Here is a 24,218-nt window from a genome sequence, read left to right as displayed (position 1 = left end):
TTCAGAACAATAGGGCGCTGAGATGCAAGATACCAACGACATGCTGTACTTCGCCGAGGTGGTGGAGCACGGCGGCTTTGCCGCTGCGGGGCGGCACCTGGGGCAGCCCAAGTCCAAGCTGTCGCGCCGGGTCGCAGAGCTGGAGGATCGCTTGGGCGTGCGACTGCTGCAGCGCACCACACGCAAGTTGTCCTTAACCCAAGTGGGCGAGGTCTATCTGCGCCACTGTCTTGCGGTGCGGGATGCCGCAGAGGCGGCCGCGCACGCCATGGAACAAGTGCAGACTGAGCCAAGGGGCACCATCCGCGTGGCCTGCCCGGTCACGTTAGCGCAAAGCACTGTGGGGCCCATCATGGCCCTGTTTCTGGCGCGGCACCCCCAAGTGAAGGTGGACATGCGCATCAGCAACCGTGTGGTGGACCTGGTGGAGGAGGGCGTCGATGTGGCACTGCGTGTGCGCACCACCCTGGATGAGAGTGGCAGCCTCGTGGTGAAAAGGCTGGGCGAGTCCACTACGGTGTTGGTGGCCAGCCCGCTCCTGTTGGAGCGCCAAGGGCGCCCGGCATCCATTGAAGAGCTCGCGCGGATGGACACCGTTGCTATGGCCGCAATCGACGGGCGTGCCACCCTGGTCCTTCACGGCCCGGGCGGTGCGGTTCATACGCTGGTGCATGAGCCCCGCTACGTGGCGGATGACTTGCTCACCCTTAAATTTGCTGCCTTGCAGGGCACGGGAATGTGTTTTCTCCCCGACTACATGTGCCGCCGTGAGTTGGAGCAGGGGCGGCTCGTGCACGTGTTGCCCGGCTGGGCGCCGCCACGCGGTATCTTTCATGCGGTGTATCCCTCACGGCGGGGCATGGTGCCTGCGGTGCGGCGTTTTTTGGACTTTTTGGCAGATCACACGAGCAACGAGGGCATGCCCCGCTTGCCGCCGGGCTGCCCGCAGTTGGACTAGCCCTTTTAGCGCAGGCGCAGCGGGTCGACCCGCCGATCCACAAATCCGGTGTCCCCTGGCTCCGGGTCACCGGCGGCGGGGTCGCTCCAGCCGAAGAACTTGCAGACTTCGGCGCGCTGCTTTTGGGCGTCCGCGTAGCCCAGGGCCATGAGCTCGGTGGTGTACCCGCTCTCAAACAGCAAGTAGCTGGCTAGTGCGGCACCTTTCACGTCGGCCTTGGCCGACGACACGCCCACACCGCCCAGCATGGTGCGCACGGCATGGGGCAGGTCGCCCACATGGCGTGAGGCCACGGCATCCAGCCGTTGGCTAGGCGCAATGACCAGCAGCTCGACCGGGCGCAAGGCGCTGCCTTTGCGCAGTTCCTCAGGAACCAGTTTGATGGTCTGGTTGATGCGTTGCACCCGCTCTACATCCACCGCCAGAGCATCCAAAAAGATATTCGATAAGGCATGGCCCGCGATCTGGGCAATGCTGGGGTAGCTGCTGGTGGTGTGTAAGTGAGCTTCTTCTTTGGGCTCGTGCATGCGCCCGGCCCCGATCACCAGGACGCGCTCTGCTCCTAAATGAATAGCGGGTGCTACCGGTGCACTCTGACGCATAGAGCCGTCACCAAAGTATTCATCACGGCCGTTGATGTGCAACTGGGTAGCGGGAAACACAAACGGAATCGCGCTGGAGGCGAGCAGGTGATCGTGGGTGATGCGATCCCGCACCGCAAAGCGCTGGGTGCGGAACCACGGCATGAGGCGCTTGTCGCCCTCAAAAAACGTCACGTGGTCGCCGGTGCTGTAACTCGATGCGGTCACCGCCAGCGCTTGCAAGTGCCCCCGGCGCACCAGATCCGGCAGGCGCTCCAGCGGCACCAGGCCTTTAAGCAGTTCACCCAGAGGGCTGTTGTCCAGCAAGGACCGGGGCTTGACCCGCCGCCATTTGGCCAGCACCCAGCCCAGTGAGAGCAGCGTGATCCAGGTCGCGCCGGAGCGTAGCATGCTCAGGTGGTCGGCGCGGTACACATCGTGCGCATGAAAGTTCTTCCAGGTGTGGGCGATTTTGCGGACCGCGCCATCGAAATCATCTGAGCCGCAGGCCAAGGCCGACGCATTGATGGCCCCGGCCGAGGTGCCGGCAATGATAGGAAAGGGGTTGGGCTGCCCGCCGGCACCGCAGGCCAGCCGCAGGTCGGCAATGGCCTCCAGAACACCCACCTGGTAGGCGGCGCGCGCACCGCCCCCGGTCAACAGCAGGCCGGTCATGGGGACGGTGGGCATGGCAGCACTCATGTTGCTCATTATGAAAAGCCTGCCGGGCTTGTAAATAGAAAAGTGTGCGGTGTTAACCCTCGATTTAATGCATGCCGATTCCACCTCTGCCTGCCGCGGGTATGCCCCCTTGGATAGACTCTCCCGATTCAGGAGTTTTTATGGCGTTTACCGAAAAAGACATTACCCAGGCCCTGCAGAGCCTGATGGACCCGAACACCGGCGCAACTTTTGCCAGTGCCAAAGCATTCAAAAACATCAAGCTGCAAGGCGCTGATGTACACCTCGACTTGGAGCTGGGCTACCCCGCCAAGAGCCAATGGCCGGTGTTGGTAGAGCTGGTTACCCGTGCTGCCAGCGCTGTGACGGGCGTAGGATCCGTCACTGTTTCTCCCAAGCTCAACATCGTGCCCCATGCGGTGCAGCGTGGTGTGCAGTTGTTGCCGGGGGTGAAAAACATTGTGGCTGTGGCGTCCGGCAAGGGCGGTGTGGGCAAGAGCACCACCGCGGCCAACCTGGCACTGGCCTTGGCCGCCGAGGGCGCACGGGTGGGCATACTCGATGCAGACATTTACGGCCCCAGCCAACCCATGATGATGGGGATTGAAGGCCGCCCCGACACTACCGACGGCAAGACCATGGAGCCTATGGAAAACCATGGCGTGCAGGTTATGTCTATCGGTTTTCTGGTGGATGGCGACCAGGCCATGATCTGGCGCGGCCCCATGGCCACGCAGGCTCTGGAGCAGTTGCTGCGCCAGACCAACTGGAAAGACCTGGACTACCTCATCGTGGATATGCCCCCGGGCACCGGCGATATTCAGCTCACCCTGAGCCAGCGGGTTCCCTTGACAGGCGCCGTGGTGGTGACCACGCCGCAAGACATTGCGCTGCTGGACGCCAAAAAAGGCATCAAGATGTTCGAGAAGGTGGGTGTGCCGATTCTCGGCATTGTGGAAAACATGGCAGTGCACGTGTGCAGCAACTGCGGCCATGTGGAGCACATTTTCGGGGCCGATGGCGGCAAGAAAATGGCGGCCGGCTATGGCATGGACTACCTGGGCGCCTTGCCGCTTGCCCTGCACATCCGCGAGCAAGCCGACAGCGGCACACCAACGGTGGTAGCCGCACCTGACAGCGAGGTGGCGGGTCTCTACAAAGGCATTGCACGCCAAGTCGCAATCAAGATTGCAGCCCAGTCCAAAGACTTCTCCAGCAAGTTCCCGACCATCACCATCAGCAAAAACAGCTAACAGGGCCGCATTCGCATGAACCTGTTGTCGTCGTTGCGCTATTTGGTCGCTTTGGATGAGCACCGCCACTTTGCCCGGGCGGCACAGGCCTGCCATATTACCCAGCCGGCTCTTTCCAACGCCTTGCGCGCGTTGGAGGAAGAGTTTGCGGTCGTCATTGTGCGGCGGGGGCGCACCTTCGTAGGCTTCACGCCGGAGGGCGACCAGGTGCTGGAGTCTGCCCGGCGCATGTTGCACGAACACAAGGTGTTGGCCCAATTGCTGCGCGGCACAGCCGACCGGCCTGCGGGCCGTTTTGTGGTGGGTGCGGTGCCGACGGCCGTGCCGGTGGCGGCGCGCTTTGCCGCCATGCTCCATGCCCGCCACCCGGATTTGATGCCGGTGGTGCTGTCACTCAGCTCCACTGAGTTAGAGAAACGCTTGGAGAGCCTGGCCATTGACCTTGCCTTGGGTTACACCGAGCGCATGAATTTGCGGGCGGTTCAGTTAACGGCGTATCCGCAATACAACGAACACTACTTCTTGTTACGAAAAGCCAAAGTGCCGCATCCGGCGGAACTGCAGCTGGTCGAACCCGAGACTTGGTTGCAAGCTTCGAATGTTCCTTTGTGTTTGCTCACGCCCGAAATGCACAACCGCACGATTGTGGATGCCTCGTTTTCTGCCGCGGGTTGCGCGCCACGCGTGGTGATGGAAACCAACTCCATTTTGACCATGGCGCTCAGCGTCGTGGCCGGTCAGGTATGCAGTGTGATGCCGGGAGCGCTGGTGTCCACAGTGCGTGGTTACCGCGAGCTGGAGGCTGCGCCCCTGGTGTCTCCGCAAATTCAGACGCCCATCAGCTTCATGGCGCAGTCGGCGGTGCGGCCCTCCCGCGCCATGGAGGCAGCCTTGCAACTCGTGCAGGACGGTGCATGGTTGCGCCATGTGGCGACGCATACAGGACTTTTTACCGCTCTTTAATTTGATTCAAGTCAATTGAATTGGTGTACAAACTGTGAGATTTAAAGCCTTAATTAATGCGGGGTCATTGGACGTCAGGTCGACCACTGCAATCACAGAGAAGTGTCTCCATGCGTTTCATCAATGGCCCCCGTCGGCGTGTCGACGCTGCAAGCCGCAAACTTGCGGCCAGCCTGAGCGGCACGTACTCTCTGGACCCGAATGCACGGGTCGATGTGCAAGGGCGCACACTGCCTGCGCTGCGCAATGGCTCCCGTACGCTCAACATGGATTTCTCGTTGGCCGACGGTTTCACCCACGACACCGGCCTCGTCACCACGGTTTTTGCAAGAGACGGTAGCGACTTTTTCCGGGTCACCACCTCGGTGCGCAAGCAGGATGGCGAGCGCGCCATCGGCACACCGCTGGACCGCTCCCAGCCCGCCTATCAGGATGTGATGCAAGGCCGCTCCCACATCGGCTATGCGATTGTGTTTGGCAAGCAATACCTCACCCGCTACGAGCCCATCAAAGACGGTCGGGGCCAGGTCATCGGCATTTTGTTCGTGGGCTTGGACATCAGCGATTCGCCGGGCATGGGGCTGTCAGCCTCCATGGCTTGGCGTTTGTCCGGGGTGTACGGAGTTGTGGAGTTGCTCTACCTCGCCGCAGGCGGGCAGCTCGATAGCTTTAAAGAAGCCGGCATGGGCGTCTTCATGGTTGCGGTGCTCTGGCTCACGACCTACACACTCATGAACCGCTACGTAGCACAGCCCCTGAAAGCCGGGCGCTCTGCGTCGCAGCGCATGGCCTCCGGAGACCTCACACGCCAGGTGCATGTAGGAACCAGTGACGACATCGGGCAGGTGCTGATGGCCATGAACAGCATCAACGTGGGTTTGTCGGCACTCATTGCCAAAGTGCGCAGCGCCTCGGACGTGGTGGCCATGGGAACCAATGAAATTGCCGACGGCAATGTCGATCTCGCCAACCGTACCGAAAAGCAGGCCGGTGAAGTGAACGCCGCTGCCAGTGCGGTGCACCAACTCACCGCCACGGTGGCGCAGACGGCAGAGCAGGCCCAAAAGGTCAATACCTTGGTGAGCACCGTGGCATCCGTGGCGAGCGGTGGCGGTCAAGTGGTGCAAGAGGTGGTGAGCACCATGGGGCAGATATCGGCCAGTGCCAACAAGATCAACAACATCATTGCCCTGATCGAGGGCATTGCCTTTCAGACCAACATACTGGCCCTGAATGCGGCAGTCGAGGCTGCCCGCGCTGGTGAACAGGGGCGCGGGTTTGCAGTGGTGGCCTCCGAGGTGCGTAATCTGGCGCAACGCTCCTCGAAAGCGGCCCACGAAATCAAAGATTTGATCACGGTGTCGGTCAACAACGTATCCGCCGGCAGCCTGTTGGTCGGCAAAACACGCGAATCGATGGAGCAAATTACAAGCTCCATTGCCCAGGTGGTGCGCTACATCGATGGCATTGCCAATGCGAGCCTGGAGCAACGTGCCGGCATCGAGAGCGTGAACCGCAGCGTCTCAGAAATCGACCAGATGACCCAGCAAAACGCCGCGCTCGTCGAAGAGGCCGCCGCTGCCGCCATGCGCATGCGGGACCAATCCCACACCTTGACGGACGCCGTCAACACGTTCAAGACCCCTACGTAAATGCTGCATGGCAGCATTTATTTTTTGAATCAATGCATGTGGTGAATCCATTGGACTCATCCTGCTTGACCGGTGACACTGCGCTCGCCCCGTTGGACAGCGGTGAGCCAGTGTTTCTATCAATCCCTAAGGAGACTTAATGTCTGGAATTCTTGACAAGGAACGGATCATCGCCGGCCCCGGCTTTAACCGTTGGCTGGTACCGCCTGCCGCACTCGCTATTCACCTCTGCATCGGCATGGCCTATGGCTTTTCCGTGTTTTGGTTGCCACTCTCCAAAGCATTGGGCATCAAAGAAGCCATCAAATGCGGGCCCGACGTAGGTTTCTGGGGGCAGCTATTCACCACCACATGTGACTGGCAGATTTCGACCCTGGGCTGGATGTACACCCTGTTCTTTGTGTTGCTGGGTTCCAGCGCTGCCACTTGGGGTGGTTGGTTGGAGCGGGCCGGCCCGCGCAAGGCCGGTGTGGTGTCGGCTGTGTGCTGGTGTGGCGGCATGTTGATCTCTGCGATCGGCATCCATACCCACCAGTTCTGGCTGATGATTTTGGGCTCCGGCGTGATCGGTGGCATTGGCTTGGGCCTGGGCTACATCTCGCCGGTGTCGACCCTGATCAAGTGGTTCCCGGACCGTCGCGGCATGGCTACCGGCATGGCCATCATGGGCTTCGGTGGTGGCGCCATGATCGGCTCCCCCTTGGCCGCTGACCTGATGAAGTACTTTGCCACCCCCACCGATGTGGGCGTGATGCAAACCTTCGTGGTCATGGCCTTGGTGTACTTTGTGTTCATGATGGCCGGTGCCTTTGGCTACCGCGTGCCTGAAACCGGTTGGAAACCCGCCGGCTGGACACCTCCACCCGCGCAGGTCAACAACACCATGATCACGCAGAAGCATGTGCATGTGAAAAAGGTCTGGGGCATTCCCCAGTTCTGGCTCATCTGGATGGTGTTGTGCATGAACGTGAGCGCCGGTATCGGCGTGATCGGTATGGCTTCCCCCATGCTGCAAGAAGTGTTTGGTGGCGGCCTGATCGGCGTGCAAGCCAAGTTCGGCGAACTCGACAAAGACCAACTCAAAGCGATTGCCACCGTGGCAGCCGGCTTCACCGCCTTGTTGAGCTTGTTCAACATTGGTGGCCGCTTCTTCTGGGCCAGCTTGTCCGACAAGATGGGTCGCAAGATGACCTATGTGGTCTTCTTCGTGCTGGGCGGCCTGATGTACTTCAGCGTTCCCGGTAGCGCCGCTGCGGGCAGCATCGTGTTGTTTGTGGGCGCCTTCTGCGTGATTTTGAGCATGTACGGCGGTGGCTTTGCCACTGTGCCCGCCTACCTGGCCGACTTGTTCGGTACCCAGATGGTAGGAGCCATCCATGGTCGCTTGCTGACTGCGTGGGCTACTGCCGGCGTGTTGGGCCCCGTGGTGGTGAACTACATGCGCGAATACCAGCTCGGTATGGGCATCCCGCGTGAGCAGGTTTACAACCAGACCATGTACATCCTGGTGGGCATGTTGGTGGTGGGCCTGATCTGCAACCTGCTGGTCAAGCCGCTCGACAACAAATGGTTCATGACCGACGCCGAATTGGCTGAAGAGAAAAAGCTCGCGCACGAGCGCGCAGTTGCAGCCGAAGTCGGCACCAGCACCGGTGGCGCTGACACCATCCCGACATGGGTGGTGGGCTTTGCCTGGCTGGCCGTGGGCTTGCCTTTGGCGTGGGGTGTGTACCGCACACTGCAAAGCGTTGCCAAGTTCTTCGCGTAACTTTTAAGACTCTCAACAGGATCGCTATGACAGCACCCAGCACCGCTCCGCACATCACTTCAGTGCCCTTGGCCACTGTCGAGGACATGCGGGATCGCATCCGTCGCAAAAGCAAACTCAAAGGCCGCCAGGCTGATGACGCCTCTGTGGCGGAGGTGCGGGCGCTGGTAGGCGCTGCGCCTCACCGGCGTGACCTGTTGATTGAACACCTGCACAAACTCAACGACGCGTACCGCTGCCTGCACGACAGGCACTTGGTGGCCTTGGCCAAGGAAATGAACATTCCCATGGCCGAGGTGTACGAGGTCGCCACCTTCTACCACCACTTCGAGGTGGTGCGGGGTGACGAGACCGTGCCGCAGTTGACGGTACGGGTGTGCGATGGTTTGAGCTGTGAGATGGCGGGCGCACAAGATTTGTTGGCGCGCCTGCCTTCCATACTCGGAAATGAAGACGTTCGCGTGATTCCGGCGCCGTGTATCGGCCGCTGCGAACAAGCGCCTGCCGCAGTCGTGCACCAGCACCCTGTGCCCCGGGCGACGGTGGAGTCCATTGCGCAACTGGTAAAAGAGGCCAAAGCCGTCCACCCGTCTGCGCCGCAAGCTACAGAATTCATAGCGTCCGCTTATGCGGAACGCGCCGTGTCCCCGGAACCCCATGCGGTGGAAGTAGCCCCCGGCTACACCGGATACGACACCTACAAAGCCAAGGGCGGCTATACACTGGCCGCCGCCCTGAGCCAAGGCACCCAAAACGCCGAGTCCGTCATTAAGGCCATGGAAGACTCCGGCCTGCGTGGTTTGGGTGGAGCCGGTTTTCCGGCCGGGCGCAAATGGCGCATCGTGCGCGACCAGCCCGCTCCCCGCCTCATGGCCGTGAACATTGACGAAGGTGAGCCCGGTACTTTCAAGGACCGCACCTACCTGGAGCGCGACCCGCACCGTTTCCTGGAAGGCTTGTTGGTGGCCGCCCAAGTGGTGGGCACCGAGGCTTGCTACATCTACCTGCGGGACGAGTACCACGGCTGCCGCGCGATTCTGGAAACCGAGATCGCCAAGCTCCAGGCCAATCCGCCTTGCCCTTTGCCCCGCATTGAATTGCGCCGTGGCGCGGGGGCCTATATTTGCGGCGAAGAGTCCGCCATGATTGAAAGCATCGAGGGCAAGCGCGGCGAGCCCCGCATGCGCCCGCCCTACATCGCCCAAGTGGGCTTGTTCGGCCGGCCCACCCTGGAGCACAACTTCGAAACCCTCTATTGGGTGCGCGATATTGTGGAAAAGGGTGCCGACTGGTTCAGCAGTTTCGGCCGCAACGGGCGCAAAGGCCTGCGCTCCTTCAGCGTCAGCGGCCGCGTCAAGTTCCCCGGCGTGAAGCTGGCCCCGGCCGGCATCTCGGTGGCGGAGCTGGTCGACGAATATTGCGGCGGCATGCTCGACGGCCACACCCTGTACGCCTATCTGCCGGGCGGTGCATCGGGTGGTATTTTTCCGGCCAGCCTGTCGCATGTGCCGCTCGACTTTGATACCTTGCAGCCTTATGGCGGCTTCATTGGCTCGGCGGCGGTGATCGTGCTCAGCCAGCACGACAAGGCGCGCGATGCAGCCCTGAACATGATGCGTTTTTATGCCCACGAGAGCTGTGGCCAATGCACCCCCTGCCGCGTCGGCACCGCCAAGGCCGCTACGCTCATGGAGTCCGCAGTGTGGGACCACGAAACGCTTGAAGATTTGAATGTGGTGATGACTGACGCATCCATCTGCGGTCTGGGCCAAGCGGCCCCGAACCCGGTGCGCAGTGTCCAGAAATATTTTGCCCACGAGGTGTCCTGACATGAATGCCATTGCCAAACCTGCGGAAGTCATGCCGCAAACCATTGAGTTCAAGCTGGACCAGCAAACCGTGGTCGCCTTCGAGGGCGAAAGCATCCTCAAGGCCGCCAAACGCCACGGTATTGATATTCCCCACCTCTGCTTTCATGACGGCCTGCGTGCCGACGGCAACTGCCGCGCCTGCGTGGTCGAAATCAAAGGTGAGCGCACCCTCGCACCCAGCTGCTGCCGCAGCGCGACAGCTGGCATGGAAGTGCAGGCTAAGAGCGAGCGCGCTGTCAAAAGCCAGAAGATGGTGTTGGAGATGCTGCTCTCCGACATGCCGGACGAGGGCTACAAATGGAATGACTCCGACGCCGCTGTGCCCGACGCCAGTCAGCAACACGGCGAACTGAGCGCCTGGGCTGCGCGTATGGATGTGTCCGTGCGCCCCGAGCTCAAAGCCCTGCGCCGCGAGCAACCCAAGGCCGACATTTCTCACCCCGCCATGGCCGTCAATCTGGATGCCTGTATCCAGTGCAACCGCTGCGTGCGCGCCTGCCGCGAAGAGCAGGTCAACGACGTGATCGGCTATGCCAACCGGGGTTCGCATTCGGAGATCGTGTTCGACCTGAACGACCCCATGGCCGAAAGCACCTGCGTGGCCTGCGGCGAATGTGTGCAGGCTTGCCCCACCGGCGCGCTCATGCCCAAGACCCAGCTGGGTACCCAGGTGGTAGACAAAAAGGTGGACTCCGTCTGCCCGTTCTGCGGTGTGGGTTGCTTGCTGACCTACAACGTCAAAGACAACGTTATCGTGAGTGTTGACGGGCGCGATGGCCCGGCCAACCACAACCGCCTGTGTGTGAAAGGGCGCTTCGGCTTTGACTACGCCCACAGCCCGCAGCGTTTGACTGTGCCCCTGATTCGCAAGCCCGGTGTGTCCAAAGATCCGGAAATGCTGAACGACCTCAACCGGGATTCGTCCGACTGGTCCTCGGTGTTCCGTGAAGCTACTTGGGAAGAGGCGCTGGCCCTGTCCACCGGCACGCTCAGCAGCTTGCGCGACACCTATGGCAAAAAATCCTTGGCCGGCTTCGGCTCTGCCAAGGGCAGCAACGAAGAGGCCTACCTGTTCCAAAAGCTGGTGCGCACCGGCTTCGGCAGCAACAACGTCGACCATTGCACCCGCTTGTGTCACGCCTCCAGCGTGGCGGCGCTCTTAGAGGGCGTGGGCTCCGGTGCGGTGAGCAACCAGGTGAACGACGTGGAGCACTCTGATCTGATTTTTGTGATCGGCTCCAACCCCACCTCCAACCACCCGGTGGCTGCCACCTGGATGAAGAACGCGTCCAAGAAGGGCGCCAAGATTGTGTTGGCTGACCCGCGCATCACCGACATCGGCAAGCACGCCTGGCGCACCCTGCAGTTCAAGCCCGACACCGACGTGGCCATGCTCAACGCCTTGATCCACGTGGTCATTGAAGAAGGCTTGGCGGACCAGGACTTTATTGCCAAGCGGGCAAGCAACTTTGAGGCGCTTCGAGAGAACGTCAAGGGCTACAGCCCCGAGGCTATGGAGCCCATCTGCGGCATCCCTGCGCAAACGCTGCGTGAAGTGGCCCGTGAGTTTGCCAAGGCCAAGGGCGCCATGATTCTGTGGGGCATGGGCGTGAGTCAGCACGTGCACGGCACCGACAACGCGCGCTGCTTGATTGCCCTGGTCACCGTGACCGGCCAGATCGGCAAGCCCGGCTCCGGCTTGCACCCGCTGCGTGGCCAGAACAACGTGCAGGGCGCGTCCGATGCCGGTCTCATCCCCATGATGTTCCCCAACTACCAGCGCGTGACCAACAAGGCCGCGCATGCTTGGTTTGAAGACTTCTGGAACACCAAGCTTGACGACCAGCCCGGCTACACCGTGGTGGAAATCATGCACAAGGCGCTGGCGGACGACAGCGACCCGCACAAGGTGCGCGGCATGTACATCATGGGTGAGAACCCCGCCATGAGCGACCCCGACCTGAACCATGCACGCCACGCGCTGGCCAGCCTGGAGCACATGGTGGTGCAGGACATTTTCATGACCGAAACCGCCTGGTTGGCCGATGTGGTGCTGCCCGCGACCGCCTGGCCCGAGAAAGACGGCACCGTCAGCAACACCGACCGCATGGTGCAGCTCGGCAAGAAGGCAGTGAACCCGCCCGGCCAGGCCAAGCCTGACTTGTGGATCCTGCAGCAAATGGCCAAAGGCGTGGGCCTGGACTGGAACTACCCCGGCGAGAGCGACGGCGTGGCGGCGGTTTACGAAGAAATGCGCCAAGCCATGCACGCCGCCATCTCCGGCATCACCTGGGAGCGCCTGCAGCGCGAGTCCAGCGTGACTTACCCCTGCCTGAGTGCCGAAGACCCCGGTGCCCCCACCGTGTTTATTGACAAGTTCGCCACCGACGACGGCCGGGTGCACCTGGTGCCGGCAGACATCATTCCCGCCAACGAGCGCCCCGATGCGGACTACCCGTTTGTGCTCATCACCGGCCGTCAGCTGGAACACTGGCACACCGGCAGCATGACGCGCCGGGCCACTGTGCTCGACGCCATCGAGCCCATGGCCACCGCCTCCATGTGCGGGGACGACCTGCAAGCCCTGCAGTTGCAAGCGGGCGATGTGATCACCATTGCTTCGCGCCGTGGCAACGTGGCGCTCCATGTGCGCCGTGACGACGGCACGCCGCGGGGTGCTGTGTTTGTGCCGTTTGCCTACTACGAGGCAGCAGCCAACCTCATGACCAATGCCGCCTTGGACCCGTTCGGCAAAATCCCCGAGTTCAAGTACTGCGCTGTGGCCATCCGTCGGGGCGGCACGCCGGCCGCCATGAGCGGCTACGGCACCAACCCGGCGCCTGCCACCGCCTGAAAAACGCTATGACCGCTGCCCTGCCATACCTCACCCAAGCCCGTGCGCCACTGACGCACAGCATCATGGTGGTCAACCAGCATGGGGAGCGGCAGGCGCTGGAGATTCCGGCGGAGCGCCCACTCACGGTGTATGTCGACAAGCGCGAACTCGTCACCCTCATGACCCTGGGCGAGCGCCCCGAGTGGCTGGTGCTGGGGTACCTAATCAACCAGCGGCTGGTGCCCGATGCGCGTGCTATCGACTCCATCACCGTGGACTGGGAGGTCGGGGCCGCAGCCGTCAAAACCATAGGCGGCATTGCCGACGTCGAGGCCAAGACCGCCAAGCGGGTGGTCACCACCGGTTGCGGCCAGGGCAGCTTGTTTGGCGAGGTCATGCAGCACATTGAGGGCATTGCGCTGCCGCCCACCGTGGTCACACAGGCGCAGGTGTATGACATCGTCAACACCATCCGCTTGCAAGACAGCACCTACAAATCTGCCGGCTCGGTGCACGGTTGCGCCTTGTTCCGGGGGAGCGAGCGCCTGATTTTTGTAGAAGACGTGGGCCGCCACAACGCCATCGACACCATTGCCGGCTGGATGGCGCTGCAGGCCCTTGGCGGCGGGGCGGCGGAGCGTTTTGCGCAGGTCAAGGAGGAGCCCCCGCAGCGGGCGGGGGACACGGAGCAAAGTGCTCTGCCGCCCCGACTCCTTGCCGCTGCGCCACTCGATGTGAATGGTCTTATTTTTTACACCACCGGCCGCCTGACCAGCGAAATGGTCATGAAAGCCGCCCAGATGGGCGTGGCCGTGGTGATCTCCCGCAGTGGCATGACCCAAATGGGCCACGCTGTGGCCACCGATCTGGGCCTGTGCGCCATTGGCCGGGCTCTCAACACCCGCTTTCTGTGTTTCAGCGGCGCGCACCGCCTGCAGTGGGAGACGGTGCCGGAACCCCTCGGGGCCGGCGCTTGAGCTCTTTGGGGGACAGCGGCCTGGCCGCTTTGCAGCTGATTGCCGATGCGGACCCCATGCTGTGGTCAATTGTGGGGCGCTCACTGGCGCTGAGCGCCTTGGCCACTCTCTTGGCCTGCGGCGTGGGCGTGGTGTTGGGCGCATGGCTGGCGGTGAGCCGGTTTGCCGGCCGCGGGGTGGTGCTGGCGCTGCTCAACACCCTGCTGTCGCTGCCCTCGGTGGTGGTAGGGCTGGCGGTGTATTTGCTCCTCTCGCGCTCTGGCCCGCTCGGGTTTTTGGGGTGGCTCTATTCTTTCAAAGCCATGTTGCTGGCGCAAACCGTGCTGGTCTTGCCGATAGTGATTGCGCTGGTACGCCAGGTCGTCGAAGACGCCGACGCCGCCCATGGCGAGCAGCTTCGCTCGGTGGGTGCCGGGCCCCGGCTGCGCGGTTTGTTGTTGGCCTGGGACGAGCGCAGTGCCTTGCTCACCGTGGCCTTGGCGGCGTTTGGCCGTGCCATTGCAGAGGTGGGCGCGGTCATGCTGGTCGGCGGTAATATGGACGGTTTTACCCGCGTCATGACCACCGCCATTGCGCTGGAAACCAGCAAGGGCGACTTGCCGCTGGCCATGGGCCTGGGTCTGGTGCTGCTGGGCGTGGTGCTGGCCCTGCAGTTGCTGCTGGCCGCCGTGCGCGCCTGGTTGCAAAAGGCCGACGCCGCAGGCCCCGAGTCGGCCGCGGCAGTGGGGGCGCCACGGTGACGCCCGCGCCCTTTCTGCAGGTCCACAACGTGTCGGTCGCGCTCACCCCGCGCCACGGCGCACCGCTGGCGCTCAACGGGGTGAGTCTGCAGATTGCGCCCGGCGAGCGGGTGGCGCTGGTGGGGGCCAACGGGAGCGGCAAGTCCACCTTGCTGCGCGTGCTGCACGGTTTGCAAAAGCCGCTCACGGGTTCGGTGCAGGGCGGGCCCGGCGTGCGGCAGGCCATGCTGTTTCAGCGGCCCGTGCTGTTGCGGCTCAGTGTGCAGAGCAATGTGGCGCTGGCCTTGTGGTTGCAGGGCGTGCGCTGGCCGCAGGCGCGTGAGCGTGCCCTGCAAGCCTTGGAGGCGGCCGGCCTGCGCGACGTTGCACAGCGGCGCGGGCGCCAACTCTCGGTCGGCCAAACCCAGCGGGTGGCCTTGGCCCGCGCGCTGGCGCTGGAGCCCCAGCTGCTCTTGCTGGACGAGCCCACCGCCAGCCTGGACCTGCACTCCAAGCGCGAGGTCGAGTCCACAGTGCAGGGCTTTGCCGGCACCATGGTGTTTGCCAGCCACAACCTCGGGCAGGTCAAGCGCTTGGCCAGCCGGGTGATTTATCTGGAGCAGGGGCGCTTGTTGGCGGACTTGCCGGTTTTGGAATTTTTTGACAACGCGACCCTGCGCTTGCATTCCCCAGAGGCGGCTAATTTTGTAAAGGGAGAAGGACTGTGATTCAAAAATATAAGTCATTCAGGGCTCTAGCCCCCGTGAAATATGCGCTGGCAGCTATTGTTTTAGTAGCGGCAGGTGCTGCGCAAGCGCAGGCGCTGGTGATGGCGTCTACCACCTCCACTGAGCAATCGGGCTTGTTTGCCCACTTGTTGCCCGCCTTCAAAGCCGCCACGGGGGTTGATGTGAAGGTGGTGGCCGTGGGCACCGGCCAAGCCATCGACATGGGCCGGCGCGGCGATGTCGATGTGCTGTTTGTGCACGACCAGGCCGCCGAAGAAAAACTGGTGCAAGAAGGCTTTGCCACCCAGCGCCTGCCGGTCATGTACAACGACTTTGTGCTGGTGGGCCCTGCTGCAGACCCTGCGGCAGTGCGCGGCAAAGACATTGTGGCGGCCTTCAAAAAGCTGGCAGCCGCCGGTGGCAACTTTGTCTCCCGCGGCGACCGCAGCGGCACCCACGCCGCCGAACTGCGCTACTGGAAAGCCAGCGGCCTGGAGGCCCCCAAATTCGCCAGCTACCGCGAGTGCGGCTGTGGCATGGGCCCGGCCCTCAACATTGCCGCCTCCACCGGTGGCTACGTCCTCACCGACCGGGGTACCTGGCTCAATTTCAAAAACCGGGCGGATCTGGTGATCCTGGTGGAAGGCGACAAGCAGCTCTTCAACCAATACGGCGTGCTACCGGTGAACCCCGCCAAGCATCCGCATGTGAACACCACCGGCGCGGCGAAATTTGTGGGTTGGGTGACGTCAGCGGCGGGCCAGGCGGTCATTGCAGGCTACAAAATCGGTGGTGAACCACTTTTCTTCCCGAATGCCAAAAACTGAATCTGTACCGGCGCACCCGGCCCACGCCCCGAGCTTGCAGGACATCACGGCCCTGGTGCTGGCGGGTGGCCGCGGCATGCGCATGGGCGGGGTCGACAAAGGCCTCCAACTCTTCAACGGCCTGCCCATGGCGCAACACGCTTTGCAGCGCCTGCAGGCCCAGCAGGGCGGGGCGCTCGGCGGGGCGGTGGCGCAAGCCATCGTCAATGCCAACCGCAACCCCGAGGTCTACCGCGCCTTGGGCGAGGCCACTCTGGGTGCCGGGCGCGTGCAGGTGGTGCCGGACCGCGATAGCGAGTTCGCCGGGCCGCTGGCCGGTTTTCAAGCCGGGCTCGATGTGTGCGCCACCCCGCTAATGCTCACCGTGCCCTGCGACAGCCCGCTGTTCCCTCTGGATATGGCCCAGCGCCTCTTGGCCGCCTTGCTGCAAGCCGATGCCGACATGGCCGTGGTGATGGCCCCCGAGGCCGGGCGCGATGGGCAAATAACCTTGCGCGCCCAGCCCGTGTTTTGCCTCATGCGCACGGCGGTGGCGCCCGGTTTGCACGCCTTTTTGAGCAGCGGCGGCCGCAAGGTCGACGCCTGGACTGCCACCCTGCGCTGCACCGCAGTGCCCTTTGATGCGCTGGGGGACGACCCTCGCGCCTTTGCCAACGCCAACACGCTGGACGAACTCCGCCAGCTCGAAACCTGATGAACTCTCTGGACGCTATCTCCCGCTCTTTGCAGGGCTACGACCCACAAGCCCTGCGCATGGACGACGCCAACGCCTTCATCGCCCGCATGGTCGCGCCGGTGCAGGGCACCCAGACCCTGCCCCTGCGACAGTGCGCAGGCCGGGTGCTGGCCGCCGACGTGATTTCCGGCATGGCCGTGCCCGCCCACGACAACTCGGCCATGGACGGGTTTGCCTTCAGCGGCACCCTGCTGGCCGTGGCGGCCCAGTTGCAACTGCGCGTGGCAGGCACTGCGCTCGCTGGCAAAGCGTGGACGGGCACACTGCAGCCGGGCGAATGCCTCAAGGTCATGACCGGCGCCATCCTGCCCGCCGGGCTGGACACTGTGGTGCCGCACGAAATGACCACCGTGCAGGGCGACCTGGTGCAAATTCCTGCAGACCGCCTGCGCCCGGGCGACAACCGCCGCCTGCGCGGAGAAGACCTGCAACTCGGTGGCGTAGCGCTATCAAAAGGTGAGCTGCTAGCGCCCGCGGCACTTGGGCTAGCGGCCAGTTTGGGCCTGAAAGAGCTGCCCGTGGTGCGCCGCCTGAAAGTGGCCTACATGTCTACCGGCGACGAGGTGCAATCCCCCGGCGAGGCGCTGCGCGAGGGCGCAGTGTTTGACAGCAACCGCTACACCGTGACCAGCCTGCTGGAGCGCCTGGGCTGCGAGGTGGTGGAGCTGGGTGTGGTGCCCGACGAGCCTGTTGCGCTGGAGGCCGCGTTTCGCAGCGCCGCCGCGCAGGCCGATGTGATCATCAGCAGCGGCGGCGTGAGCGTGGGCGAGGCCGATTTCACCAAAGGCATGATGGCCCGCCTGGGCGATGTGGCCTTTTGGCGCATCGCCATGCGGCCGGGCCGCCCGTTTGCGCTGGGCCGCATCGGCAGCACCGTGCTGTTTGGCCTGCCGGGCAACCCGGTGGCGGTCATGGTGACCTTTTTGTCGCTGGTGCGCCCGGCGCTCTTGCAGATGATGGGCGCCACCCCCAAGCCTTTGCCGCTCTTGCAGGCCCACAGCCAAGAGGTCATGCGCAAGAAAGCCGGCCGCACCGAGTACCAGCGCGGCATCGTCAGCACCGGCGCAGACGGGCGCTTGCAAGTGCGCACCACCGGCAACCAAGGCTCGGGCGTGCTCAGCTCCATGGTGCAAGCCAACGGTCTCATCGTGCTGGGCCACGAGCAGGGCAACGTGGCGGTGGGTGATGCGGTCAGCGTGATGATGTTTGACGGAGTGATGTAGCGCGGCGACTTTGTAGCGCGGGCTGTGGGTCTGCGGAGTGTTGACTTGGCTCCGTTGGTGGGGTGTGCTACTGCCCGCAAACCATTAAGCATGCTTTCAGCGGGATAGCCCGTTAGCAAAGATTGAGGGCCGCCCTGTTGGGGCCGCGGGATAGAATTCTCTGCATGTCGCGGTGTTTACTGACCTATCTACTTTGCCCCGTGCACTACCGGGGCGCCGATATGCCACGCGGCTACTTTTATTCCGTGACACCACCTTAAGGCAGCCGGGCACCCGGCCCAGCCTGAATCTTTACACCTGACCAGTCGCCAAGTGCGACCCGGGTTCATTTCTGTCCTCCTATCTGGATTGCGCCCGTGCGTCGTCCTCAATTTCTATGTCACTTACCACGCTGAAGTCGGACTGGTTTTCCAATGTCCGCAACGATGTGCTCGCCGGTCTGGTGGTTGCGCTGGCCCTGATTCCTGAAGCAATCGCTTTCTCCATCATCGCGGGGGTCGACCCGAAGGTTGGTCTGTATGCGTCGTTTTCCATTGCGACCATCATTGCCTTCGCAGGGGGTCGCCCGGGCATGATTTCGGCGGCGACCGGTGCCATGGCGCTGGTGATTGCCTCGCTGGTCAAAGACCACGGACTTCAATACCTGCTCGCTGCTACGGTGCTGACGGGCGTACTGCAAATCTTTGCGGGTTGGGTCAAGCTGGGCGCCTTGATGCGCTTCGTTTCCCGCTCGGTGGTGACCGGCTTTGTCAACGCGCTGGCCATTCTGATCTTCATGGCCCAGTTGCCTGAATTGACCAACGTAGGTTGGCAGGTCTATGCCATGACTGCCGCCGGGTTGGCCATCATTTACGGGCTGCCCTACATCACCAAGGCCGTGCCGTCTCCGCTTGTCGCCATCGTGCTGCTCACTGGCGTGTCCATCTATCTGGGCCTGAATATCCGAACCGTGGGCGACATGGGTGAGTTGCCCAACAGCTTGCCGGTGTTCCTGCTGCCTGACGTACCCCTCAATTGGGAAACGCTGCGCATCATCCTGCCGTACTCCGTCACGTTGATGGTGGTCGGTCTGCTGGAGTCGCTGATGACTGCCACCATCGTGGACGAGATGACCGATACCAAGAGCAACAAAAACCGCGAGTGCGTGGGACAGGGCGTTGCCAATATCGCTACCGGATTCATCGGCGGCATGGCGGGCTGCGCCATGATTGGGCAGTCGGTCATTAACGTGAAGTCCGGCGGTCGCGGACGTCTGTCCACCCTGATCGCAGGGGTCGTACTGCTGATTCTGGTCGTGTTCTTGGGCGACTGGGTTAAGCAAATTCCGATGGCTGCACTCGTTGCCGTGATGGTGATGGTGTCTATCGGCACTTTCAACTGGGGGTCATTCAAGAACCTGCGGGAGCATCCGAAGAGCTCGAGCTTCGTCATGCTGGCGACCGTGGCGGTTACCGTCTACACCCACGACTTGGCGCGCGGCGTGCTGACTGGGGTGTTGCTCTCAGGCTTCTTCTTCGCCCACAAGATTGCACAGATTTTGGTCATCCAAGTGAAGTCTGAGCATGAGGGCCAGACGCGCACCTACGAGATTTATGGCCAAGTCTTTTTCGCCTCGGCCGAGCGCTTTGTCGATGCGTTTGATTTCGACTCCACGCAGAGCACTGTCTGCATCGACCTCACCCACGCTCACTTCTGGGACATTACGGCGGTCAGCGCGCTCGACAAGGTGGTGCTCAAGTTCCGCCGCAAGGGCGTGGAGGTGAATGTGCTCGGGCTCAACCAGGCCAGCGCAACCATGGTCGATAAGTTCGGCGTGCATGACAAGGACCTTGCAGACAACATCTTGATGGGGCACTGAGCCCCGATGCATCCTCGCCCGCCATTCGTTCAGCGCAATTGATCCCGGGACGCACCAAGCAGGAAAGCACGGTGCGATACCTCGGTGTCGGGTTGCGATGAGCCAGTTATGGCCGGGCGAGTGCAGAGGCCCCCATCCTGAAGCCCGTGCCATCACAATGCCTATGCGCCTCCCCACCGGGTAAACCCGGCCCGCATTGTTTGTGGCTTTTCCCAAGCTGGTAAGGTGGCGGCATGAACCTGTCTTTCTGGCGCCTCGGATGGCGCACCCTTTGGCGCGATGTGCGCTCCGGCGAGCTGCGTTTGCTCATTCTGGCGGTCACGCTGGCCGTGGCGGCGCTCACGGCGGTGGGCTTTTTTGCCGACCGGCTGCAAGGCGGCCTACAGCGCGATGCGCGCCAGCTGCTGGGTGGCGATGCCGTCATCTCCAGCGACAACAAGCCCCCCGCGGCTTTTGAAGAGCGTGCCCGCGCACTCGGCCTGCAGGTGGTTCACACCCTGGGTTTCCCCACCATGGCCCGCGCCAGCGATGCCCAAGGCGGCGCTGCCAAGCTGGTGGCCCTCAAAACCGTAGAAACCGGCTACCCGCTGCGCGGCACCTTGCGCATCAGCAGCGCGCCCGATACGCCAGACGCCCCCACCAAAGACATTCCTGCCCCCGGCCAAGCCTGGGTAGATGCTGCTCTGCTGGATGCCATTGGCATCCAAGTGGGCGACCCGATTTTGCTGGGCGACACCACCCTGAAGGTGGGCGCCATTTTGGTCATTGAGCCCGACCGGGGCGGTGGCTTCATGAACTTTGCGCCCCGCGTCATGCTCAACGAGGCCGACATTGCCGCCACCGGGCTCATTCAGCCTGCCAGCCGCTTGAGCTACCGCATGGCCGTGGCAGGCCCTGAGGCCGCTGTCAAAACCTATGTGCAGTGGGCGGATGCCCAGGTCAAAGACGCAGTGCGCGGTGTGCGGGTCGAGTCGCTGCAAAGCGGCCGCCCTGAAATGAGCCAGACCCTGGACCGCGCCAACAAATTCTTGAGCCTGGTGGCCCTGTTGGCTGCGCTGCTCAGCGCTGTGGCCGTAGCTCTGGCCGCGCGCGCCTTTGCCGCTAACCACCTGGACGACTGCGCCATGCTGCGGGTGCTGGGCCTCTCGCAGCGCACCATTGCCAGCGCTTATGCGTTTGAGTTTGCGCTGGTAGGCCTGTTTGCCAGCGCGCTGGGCGTGGCCGTGGGATTTGGGGTGCACTACCTGTTCGTGGCCTTGCTGGCCGGCTTGGTCGACGCGGCCCTGCCGGCGGCGACGCTGTGGCCCGCGCTGCTGGGTGTGGGCATGGGCCTGACCTTGCTCATGGCTTTTGGCTTGCCACCAGTGTTGCAGCTGGCCCAGGTGCCGGCCCTGCGAGTGATTCGCCGCGATGTGGGCAACCTGCGCCCTGCGTCCTTGGGCGTGCTGGCAGTGGGGGTGGCTGGTTTTGCCGCGCTGCTGCTCACGGTCAGTAGCGACCTGACCTTGGGCCTGATTGCCGTGGGCGGCTTCGCCGCTGCGGTGCTGGTGTTTGCCGCGCTGAGCTGGGTGGCGGTGAAACTGCTGCGCAAGAGCGTGAACGAGACTACCGCCCCGCGCTGGCTGGTGCTGGCCACCCGCCAGATTTCGGCCCGCCCTGCCTACACCGTGGTGCAAGTGAGCGCCTTGTCGGTGGGCCTGTTGGCGCTGGTGCTGCTGGTGCTGCTGCGCACCGACCTGATCGCCAGCTGGCGCAAAGCCACGCCACCGGATGCGCCCAACCGCTTTGTCATCAACGTGATGCCCGAGCAGTCCGATGCCTTCCAAAAAGCCCTGACCGACAAGGGCGTCTCCAAATTCGACTGGTACCCCATGATCCGCGGCCGGCTGGTGGCGGTGAATGGCAAAGTGGTGTCGCCCGACGACTACACCGAGGACCGCGCCAAGCGCCTGGTAGACCGCGAATTCAACCTCTCACACAGCGCCAAAAATCCGCAGCACAACATCATTGTGGGCGGCCAATGGACGGAGGAAGAGGCCGGCGCGGTGAGCGTGGAAGAGGGCATTGCCAAAACCCTCAACCTCAAGCTGGGCGACACCATGCGCTTTGATGTGGGCGGCGTGCAGACCGAGGCCAAAATCACGTCCCTGCGCAAGGTGGATTGGGGCTCCATGCGGGCCAACTTCTTTGTGATGTTCCCGGTCAGCACCTTGAAAGACGTGCCCAGCACTTACATGGGCGCGTTCAAGGCCCCGGAGACCAAGGGCTTTGACAACGCACTGGTTCGCGAATTCCCCAACATCACCAACGTGGACATGAGCAGCACCATCAACCAGGTGCAGCGCGTGCTGGACCAGGTGATCCGCGCGGTGGAGTTTTTGTTTGGCTTCACGCTGGCGGCGGGCTTGGTGGTGTTGTTTGCGGCGGTGACCGCCACCCGTGAAGACCGTGCGCGCGAGTTCGCCATCATGCGGGCGGTGGGCGCGGGCAGCAGCCTGCTGCGCCAGGTGCAGCGCACCGAACTGGCGGGCGTGGGCCTGCTGGCAGGCTTTTTGGCCTCGGTTGTGGCGGCAGCAGTGGGCTGGGCACTGGCGCGCTACGTGTTTGAGTTCGACTGGACCGTGCAGCTCTGGGTGCCACTGGTTGGCGCATTGGCCGGTGCCGTGCTCGCGCTGGCCGCCGGCTGGTGGGGCCTGCGCGATGTGCTGCGCCGCCCCGTGGTCGAAACCCTGCGACGCGCATCGAGCTGATTGCTACTGATTTAATAGCTTCTCGCGCAATATCTACGTGGGCTGGCAGCACTTTTTCATGTCATTTTTCGTGGCTGAAGAGCATTTTCTCTAAAGCTTGCTTGCTCTATCGCTGAAATGTCCGTAATATCAGTCTTTAAGTCGATTGTGATTGAAATTGCGGACATGAAATACAATGAAGCGCCTCTTCTGACGTCCCAGCATCTGGCTGAAATGGAAGGCATTGGCGTCAAGCTGGCTCGACTTCGGCGCGCTCGCAAGGTGCGCCAAGCGGATGCTGCCGCGCGCGCCGGCCTGGCCCGTTCCACGGCGGTGCTGATTGAGAAGGGCGATCCCAGCCGTACATGGGGGCAGATTTTTCGCTACTTGGAGGCCATTGCACCGGGCTTGTCGCTTCCGGCCTTGCTGCAAGAGTCTGACCCCTCTCTTGCGGCCCTCGCACAGGCCGAGGCCACCCAGCGGGTCCGTCCCATGTCGGCCGCTGAACTACAAGCGCTGGACTTCTGATGCCACAGCGCACGCTTTATGTCTTTGGCCATCTGACGGAAGGTTGGGCGCCTGCCGGGCGCTTGTCGCTCACCCAAGAGCGTGAAGTCGTGGCCTCCAGCTTTGCCTACGGCACCCGCTATATCGACAGGTCCGACGCTTTTGAGATCGACCCCATCAGCCTCAGTCTGGCTGACAAAGGCCGTGTGCGCGGTACAGAGATGTTTCCGGTGAACCAACTCGCGCAGTTCGGCGGCATACGTGATGCTGCGCCCGACGCCTGGGGCCGCCGCGTCATCGAAGCTCAGCGCCGCGTGCCTGCCAACAGCCTGTCTGAGGCCGACTACCTGCTCGGTGCAGGTAGCGACCGTGTGGGCGCACTGGATGTGCGCGAATCGCTCGATAGCCCGATGCACACAGGCGCAGCGCCTATTCGCTCGCTCCCCTACATGCTGGAAGCGGCAGAGCGCATCGAGCAGGGCTTGCCCATACCCGCCACCCTGGCCGATGTATTCGGCGCCGGCCCGAGCGCGGGTGGCGCGCGGCCCAAAGCCTCGGTGCGGGACGAATCGGGTGTGCTGTGGCTGGCCAAATTCGCAGCGGTGGGCGACACCCTCGACATGGCCCGGGCCGAGAGTTTCACCCTGCAACTGGCAGGCCGCTGTGGCCTGACAGTGCCTGACGTCAAGGTCATCGACATTGGAGGCAAGTCGGTCTTGCTGGTGCGGCGCTTCGATCGTGTGACAAGCGCCTTGGAGCGGGAGGAGCGCCTGCCCTTCGTGAGTGGCCTGACGCTGGTAGCGTGTGATGAGTTTGAATCGCGCACCAAAGGTTATGGCCACTTGGCGCAGGCCATTCGCGATCAGGTGCACCCCAGCCAGATACGCGCCAACTGCGAAGAGCTGTTTGGCCGCATGGTGTTCAACATCTTTGTCAGCAACGATGACGACCACCTGCGCAACCACGGCTTTTTGCGCCACACCGCCACGCTAGGGCAGCACCCCGGCTGGTCGCTCAGCCCCTTGTACGACGTAGTGCCGCGCCCCAGCATGGCGTTTGAGCGCCAACTGCATCTGCAAGTGGGCCAGCAAGGCAAGCTCGCCACGCTGGACAACGCCATGTCCGCCTACAGTGCCTTTGTGCCGCAGCGCACCACGGCCATCGCCATCATCCGCCGCATCTGGGGCGAGTTACGCCAGTGGCGCACCACGTTTGAAGAGCTGGCAGCCGGCCACCCCGGCATGGGCCGCCTGCTGGACCAACTGGCCCCCGCCATGCGCAGCCTGGACGACATTGCATCGCCCGCGCTGCAAGCCGAGATACGCAAAACTAAGACTTTGAAAGATTAAGC

At 62.9% G+C, this 24,218-nt stretch carries 18 protein-coding genes; 17 read left to right on the top strand and 1 reads right to left on the bottom strand.

Annotated features, from left to right (window positions below):
• Window positions 1-22 precede the first annotated feature (22 nt).
• Entirely contained in the window at window positions 23-958 is a 936-nt protein-coding gene (locus QZW03_RS06155; RefSeq protein ID WP_296509102.1) for a LysR family transcriptional regulator, read from the top strand.
• Between the two features lie 5 nt (window positions 959-963).
• Here QZW03_RS06155 and QZW03_RS06150 read toward each other — a convergent pair whose 3' ends face one another.
• A complete protein-coding gene (locus tag QZW03_RS06150) occupies window positions 964-2,250 on the bottom strand; it encodes a patatin-like phospholipase family protein (RefSeq protein WP_296509101.1) in 1,287 nt (428 codons plus the stop codon).
• Window positions 2,251-2,381: 131 nt separating this feature from the next.
• Between QZW03_RS06150 and apbC the strand changes: the two genes are divergently transcribed.
• The 16 genes from apbC (at window position 2,382) to QZW03_RS06070 (ending at window position 24,216) form a co-directional block, all read left to right on the top strand.
• A complete protein-coding gene (gene apbC / locus QZW03_RS06145; RefSeq protein ID WP_296509100.1) occupies window positions 2,382-3,473 on the top strand; it encodes an iron-sulfur cluster carrier protein ApbC in 1,092 nt (363 codons plus the stop codon).
• A 15-nt stretch (window positions 3,474-3,488) separates the two neighbouring features.
• On the top strand, window positions 3,489-4,436 hold the full coding sequence (locus tag QZW03_RS06140) for a LysR substrate-binding domain-containing protein (protein WP_296509099.1): 948 nt from the start codon (window positions 3,489-3,491) through the stop codon (window positions 4,434-4,436).
• Between the two features lie 110 nt (window positions 4,437-4,546).
• Window positions 4,547-6,088 carry a methyl-accepting chemotaxis protein gene (locus QZW03_RS06135; RefSeq protein ID WP_296509098.1) on the top strand — a complete coding sequence of 514 codons (1,542 nt, stop codon included), beginning with the start codon at window positions 4,547-4,549 and terminating at the stop codon, window positions 6,086-6,088.
• A gap of 139 nt (window positions 6,089-6,227) precedes the next feature.
• Window positions 6,228-7,856 carry an OFA family MFS transporter gene (locus tag QZW03_RS06130; RefSeq protein ID WP_296509097.1) on the top strand — a complete coding sequence of 543 codons (1,629 nt, stop codon included), beginning with the start codon at window positions 6,228-6,230 and terminating at the stop codon, window positions 7,854-7,856.
• 26 nt (window positions 7,857-7,882) lie between these two features.
• Window positions 7,883-9,685: an NAD(P)H-dependent oxidoreductase subunit E gene (locus tag QZW03_RS06125; protein ID WP_296509096.1), complete on the top strand. Its 1,803-nt coding sequence runs from the start codon at window positions 7,883-7,885 to the stop codon at window positions 9,683-9,685.
• A 1-nt stretch (window position 9,686) separates the two neighbouring features.
• On the top strand, window positions 9,687-12,581 hold the full coding sequence (fdhF, locus tag QZW03_RS06120; protein ID WP_296509095.1) for a formate dehydrogenase subunit alpha: 2,895 nt from the start codon (window positions 9,687-9,689) through the stop codon (window positions 12,579-12,581).
• A gap of 8 nt (window positions 12,582-12,589) precedes the next feature.
• Window positions 12,590-13,540, top strand: coding sequence for a formate dehydrogenase accessory sulfurtransferase FdhD (locus QZW03_RS06115; protein ID WP_296509094.1), 951 nt, complete (start codon window positions 12,590-12,592; stop codon window positions 13,538-13,540).
• Window positions 13,537-14,280: an ABC transporter permease gene (locus tag QZW03_RS06110; protein ID WP_296509093.1), complete on the top strand. Its 744-nt coding sequence runs from the start codon at window positions 13,537-13,539 to the stop codon at window positions 14,278-14,280. Before QZW03_RS06115 ends, QZW03_RS06110 begins: the two co-directional genes overlap by 4 nt.
• On the top strand, window positions 14,277-14,987 hold the full coding sequence (locus QZW03_RS06105) for an ATP-binding cassette domain-containing protein (protein ID WP_296509092.1): 711 nt from the start codon (window positions 14,277-14,279) through the stop codon (window positions 14,985-14,987). The genes QZW03_RS06110 and QZW03_RS06105 overlap by 4 nt, the downstream gene beginning before the upstream one ends.
• Entirely contained in the window at window positions 14,987-15,814 is an 828-nt protein-coding gene (locus QZW03_RS06100; RefSeq protein WP_296509302.1) for a substrate-binding domain-containing protein, read from the top strand. Before QZW03_RS06105 ends, QZW03_RS06100 begins: the two co-directional genes overlap by 1 nt.
• Window positions 15,801-16,508: a molybdenum cofactor guanylyltransferase MobA gene (gene mobA / locus QZW03_RS06095; protein WP_296509091.1), complete on the top strand. Its 708-nt coding sequence runs from the start codon at window positions 15,801-15,803 to the stop codon at window positions 16,506-16,508. The genes QZW03_RS06100 and mobA overlap by 14 nt, the downstream gene beginning before the upstream one ends.
• Window positions 16,508-17,773 carry a gephyrin-like molybdotransferase Glp gene (gene glp, locus QZW03_RS06090; protein WP_296509090.1) on the top strand — a complete coding sequence of 422 codons (1,266 nt, stop codon included), beginning with the start codon at window positions 16,508-16,510 and terminating at the stop codon, window positions 17,771-17,773. The genes mobA and glp overlap by 1 nt, the downstream gene beginning before the upstream one ends.
• Window positions 17,774-18,149: 376 nt before the next feature.
• On the top strand, window positions 18,150-19,631 hold the full coding sequence (locus tag QZW03_RS06085) for a SulP family inorganic anion transporter (RefSeq protein WP_296509089.1): 1,482 nt from the start codon (window positions 18,150-18,152) through the stop codon (window positions 19,629-19,631).
• A 233-nt stretch (window positions 19,632-19,864) separates the two neighbouring features.
• The gene (locus tag QZW03_RS06080) at window positions 19,865-22,381 is read left to right on the top strand and encodes an FtsX-like permease family protein (RefSeq protein ID WP_296509088.1); all 2,517 of its coding nucleotides are present in this window, start codon (window positions 19,865-19,867) and stop codon (window positions 22,379-22,381) included.
• Between the two features lie 165 nt (window positions 22,382-22,546).
• A complete protein-coding gene (locus QZW03_RS06075; RefSeq protein WP_296509087.1) occupies window positions 22,547-22,888 on the top strand; it encodes a hypothetical protein in 342 nt (113 codons plus the stop codon).
• Window positions 22,888-24,216: a type II toxin-antitoxin system HipA family toxin gene (locus tag QZW03_RS06070; protein ID WP_296509086.1), complete on the top strand. Its 1,329-nt coding sequence runs from the start codon at window positions 22,888-22,890 to the stop codon at window positions 24,214-24,216. Before QZW03_RS06075 ends, QZW03_RS06070 begins: the two co-directional genes overlap by 1 nt.
• Window positions 24,217-24,218: the final 2 nt, after the last annotated feature.

Origin of the sequence: Rhodoferax sp. (genome assembly GCF_013297935.1) — a bacterium.
Classification (GTDB): Bacteria; Pseudomonadota; Gammaproteobacteria; order Burkholderiales; family Burkholderiaceae_C; genus Allorhodoferax.
This window is presented reverse-complemented; position numbering and strand designations above follow the sequence as displayed.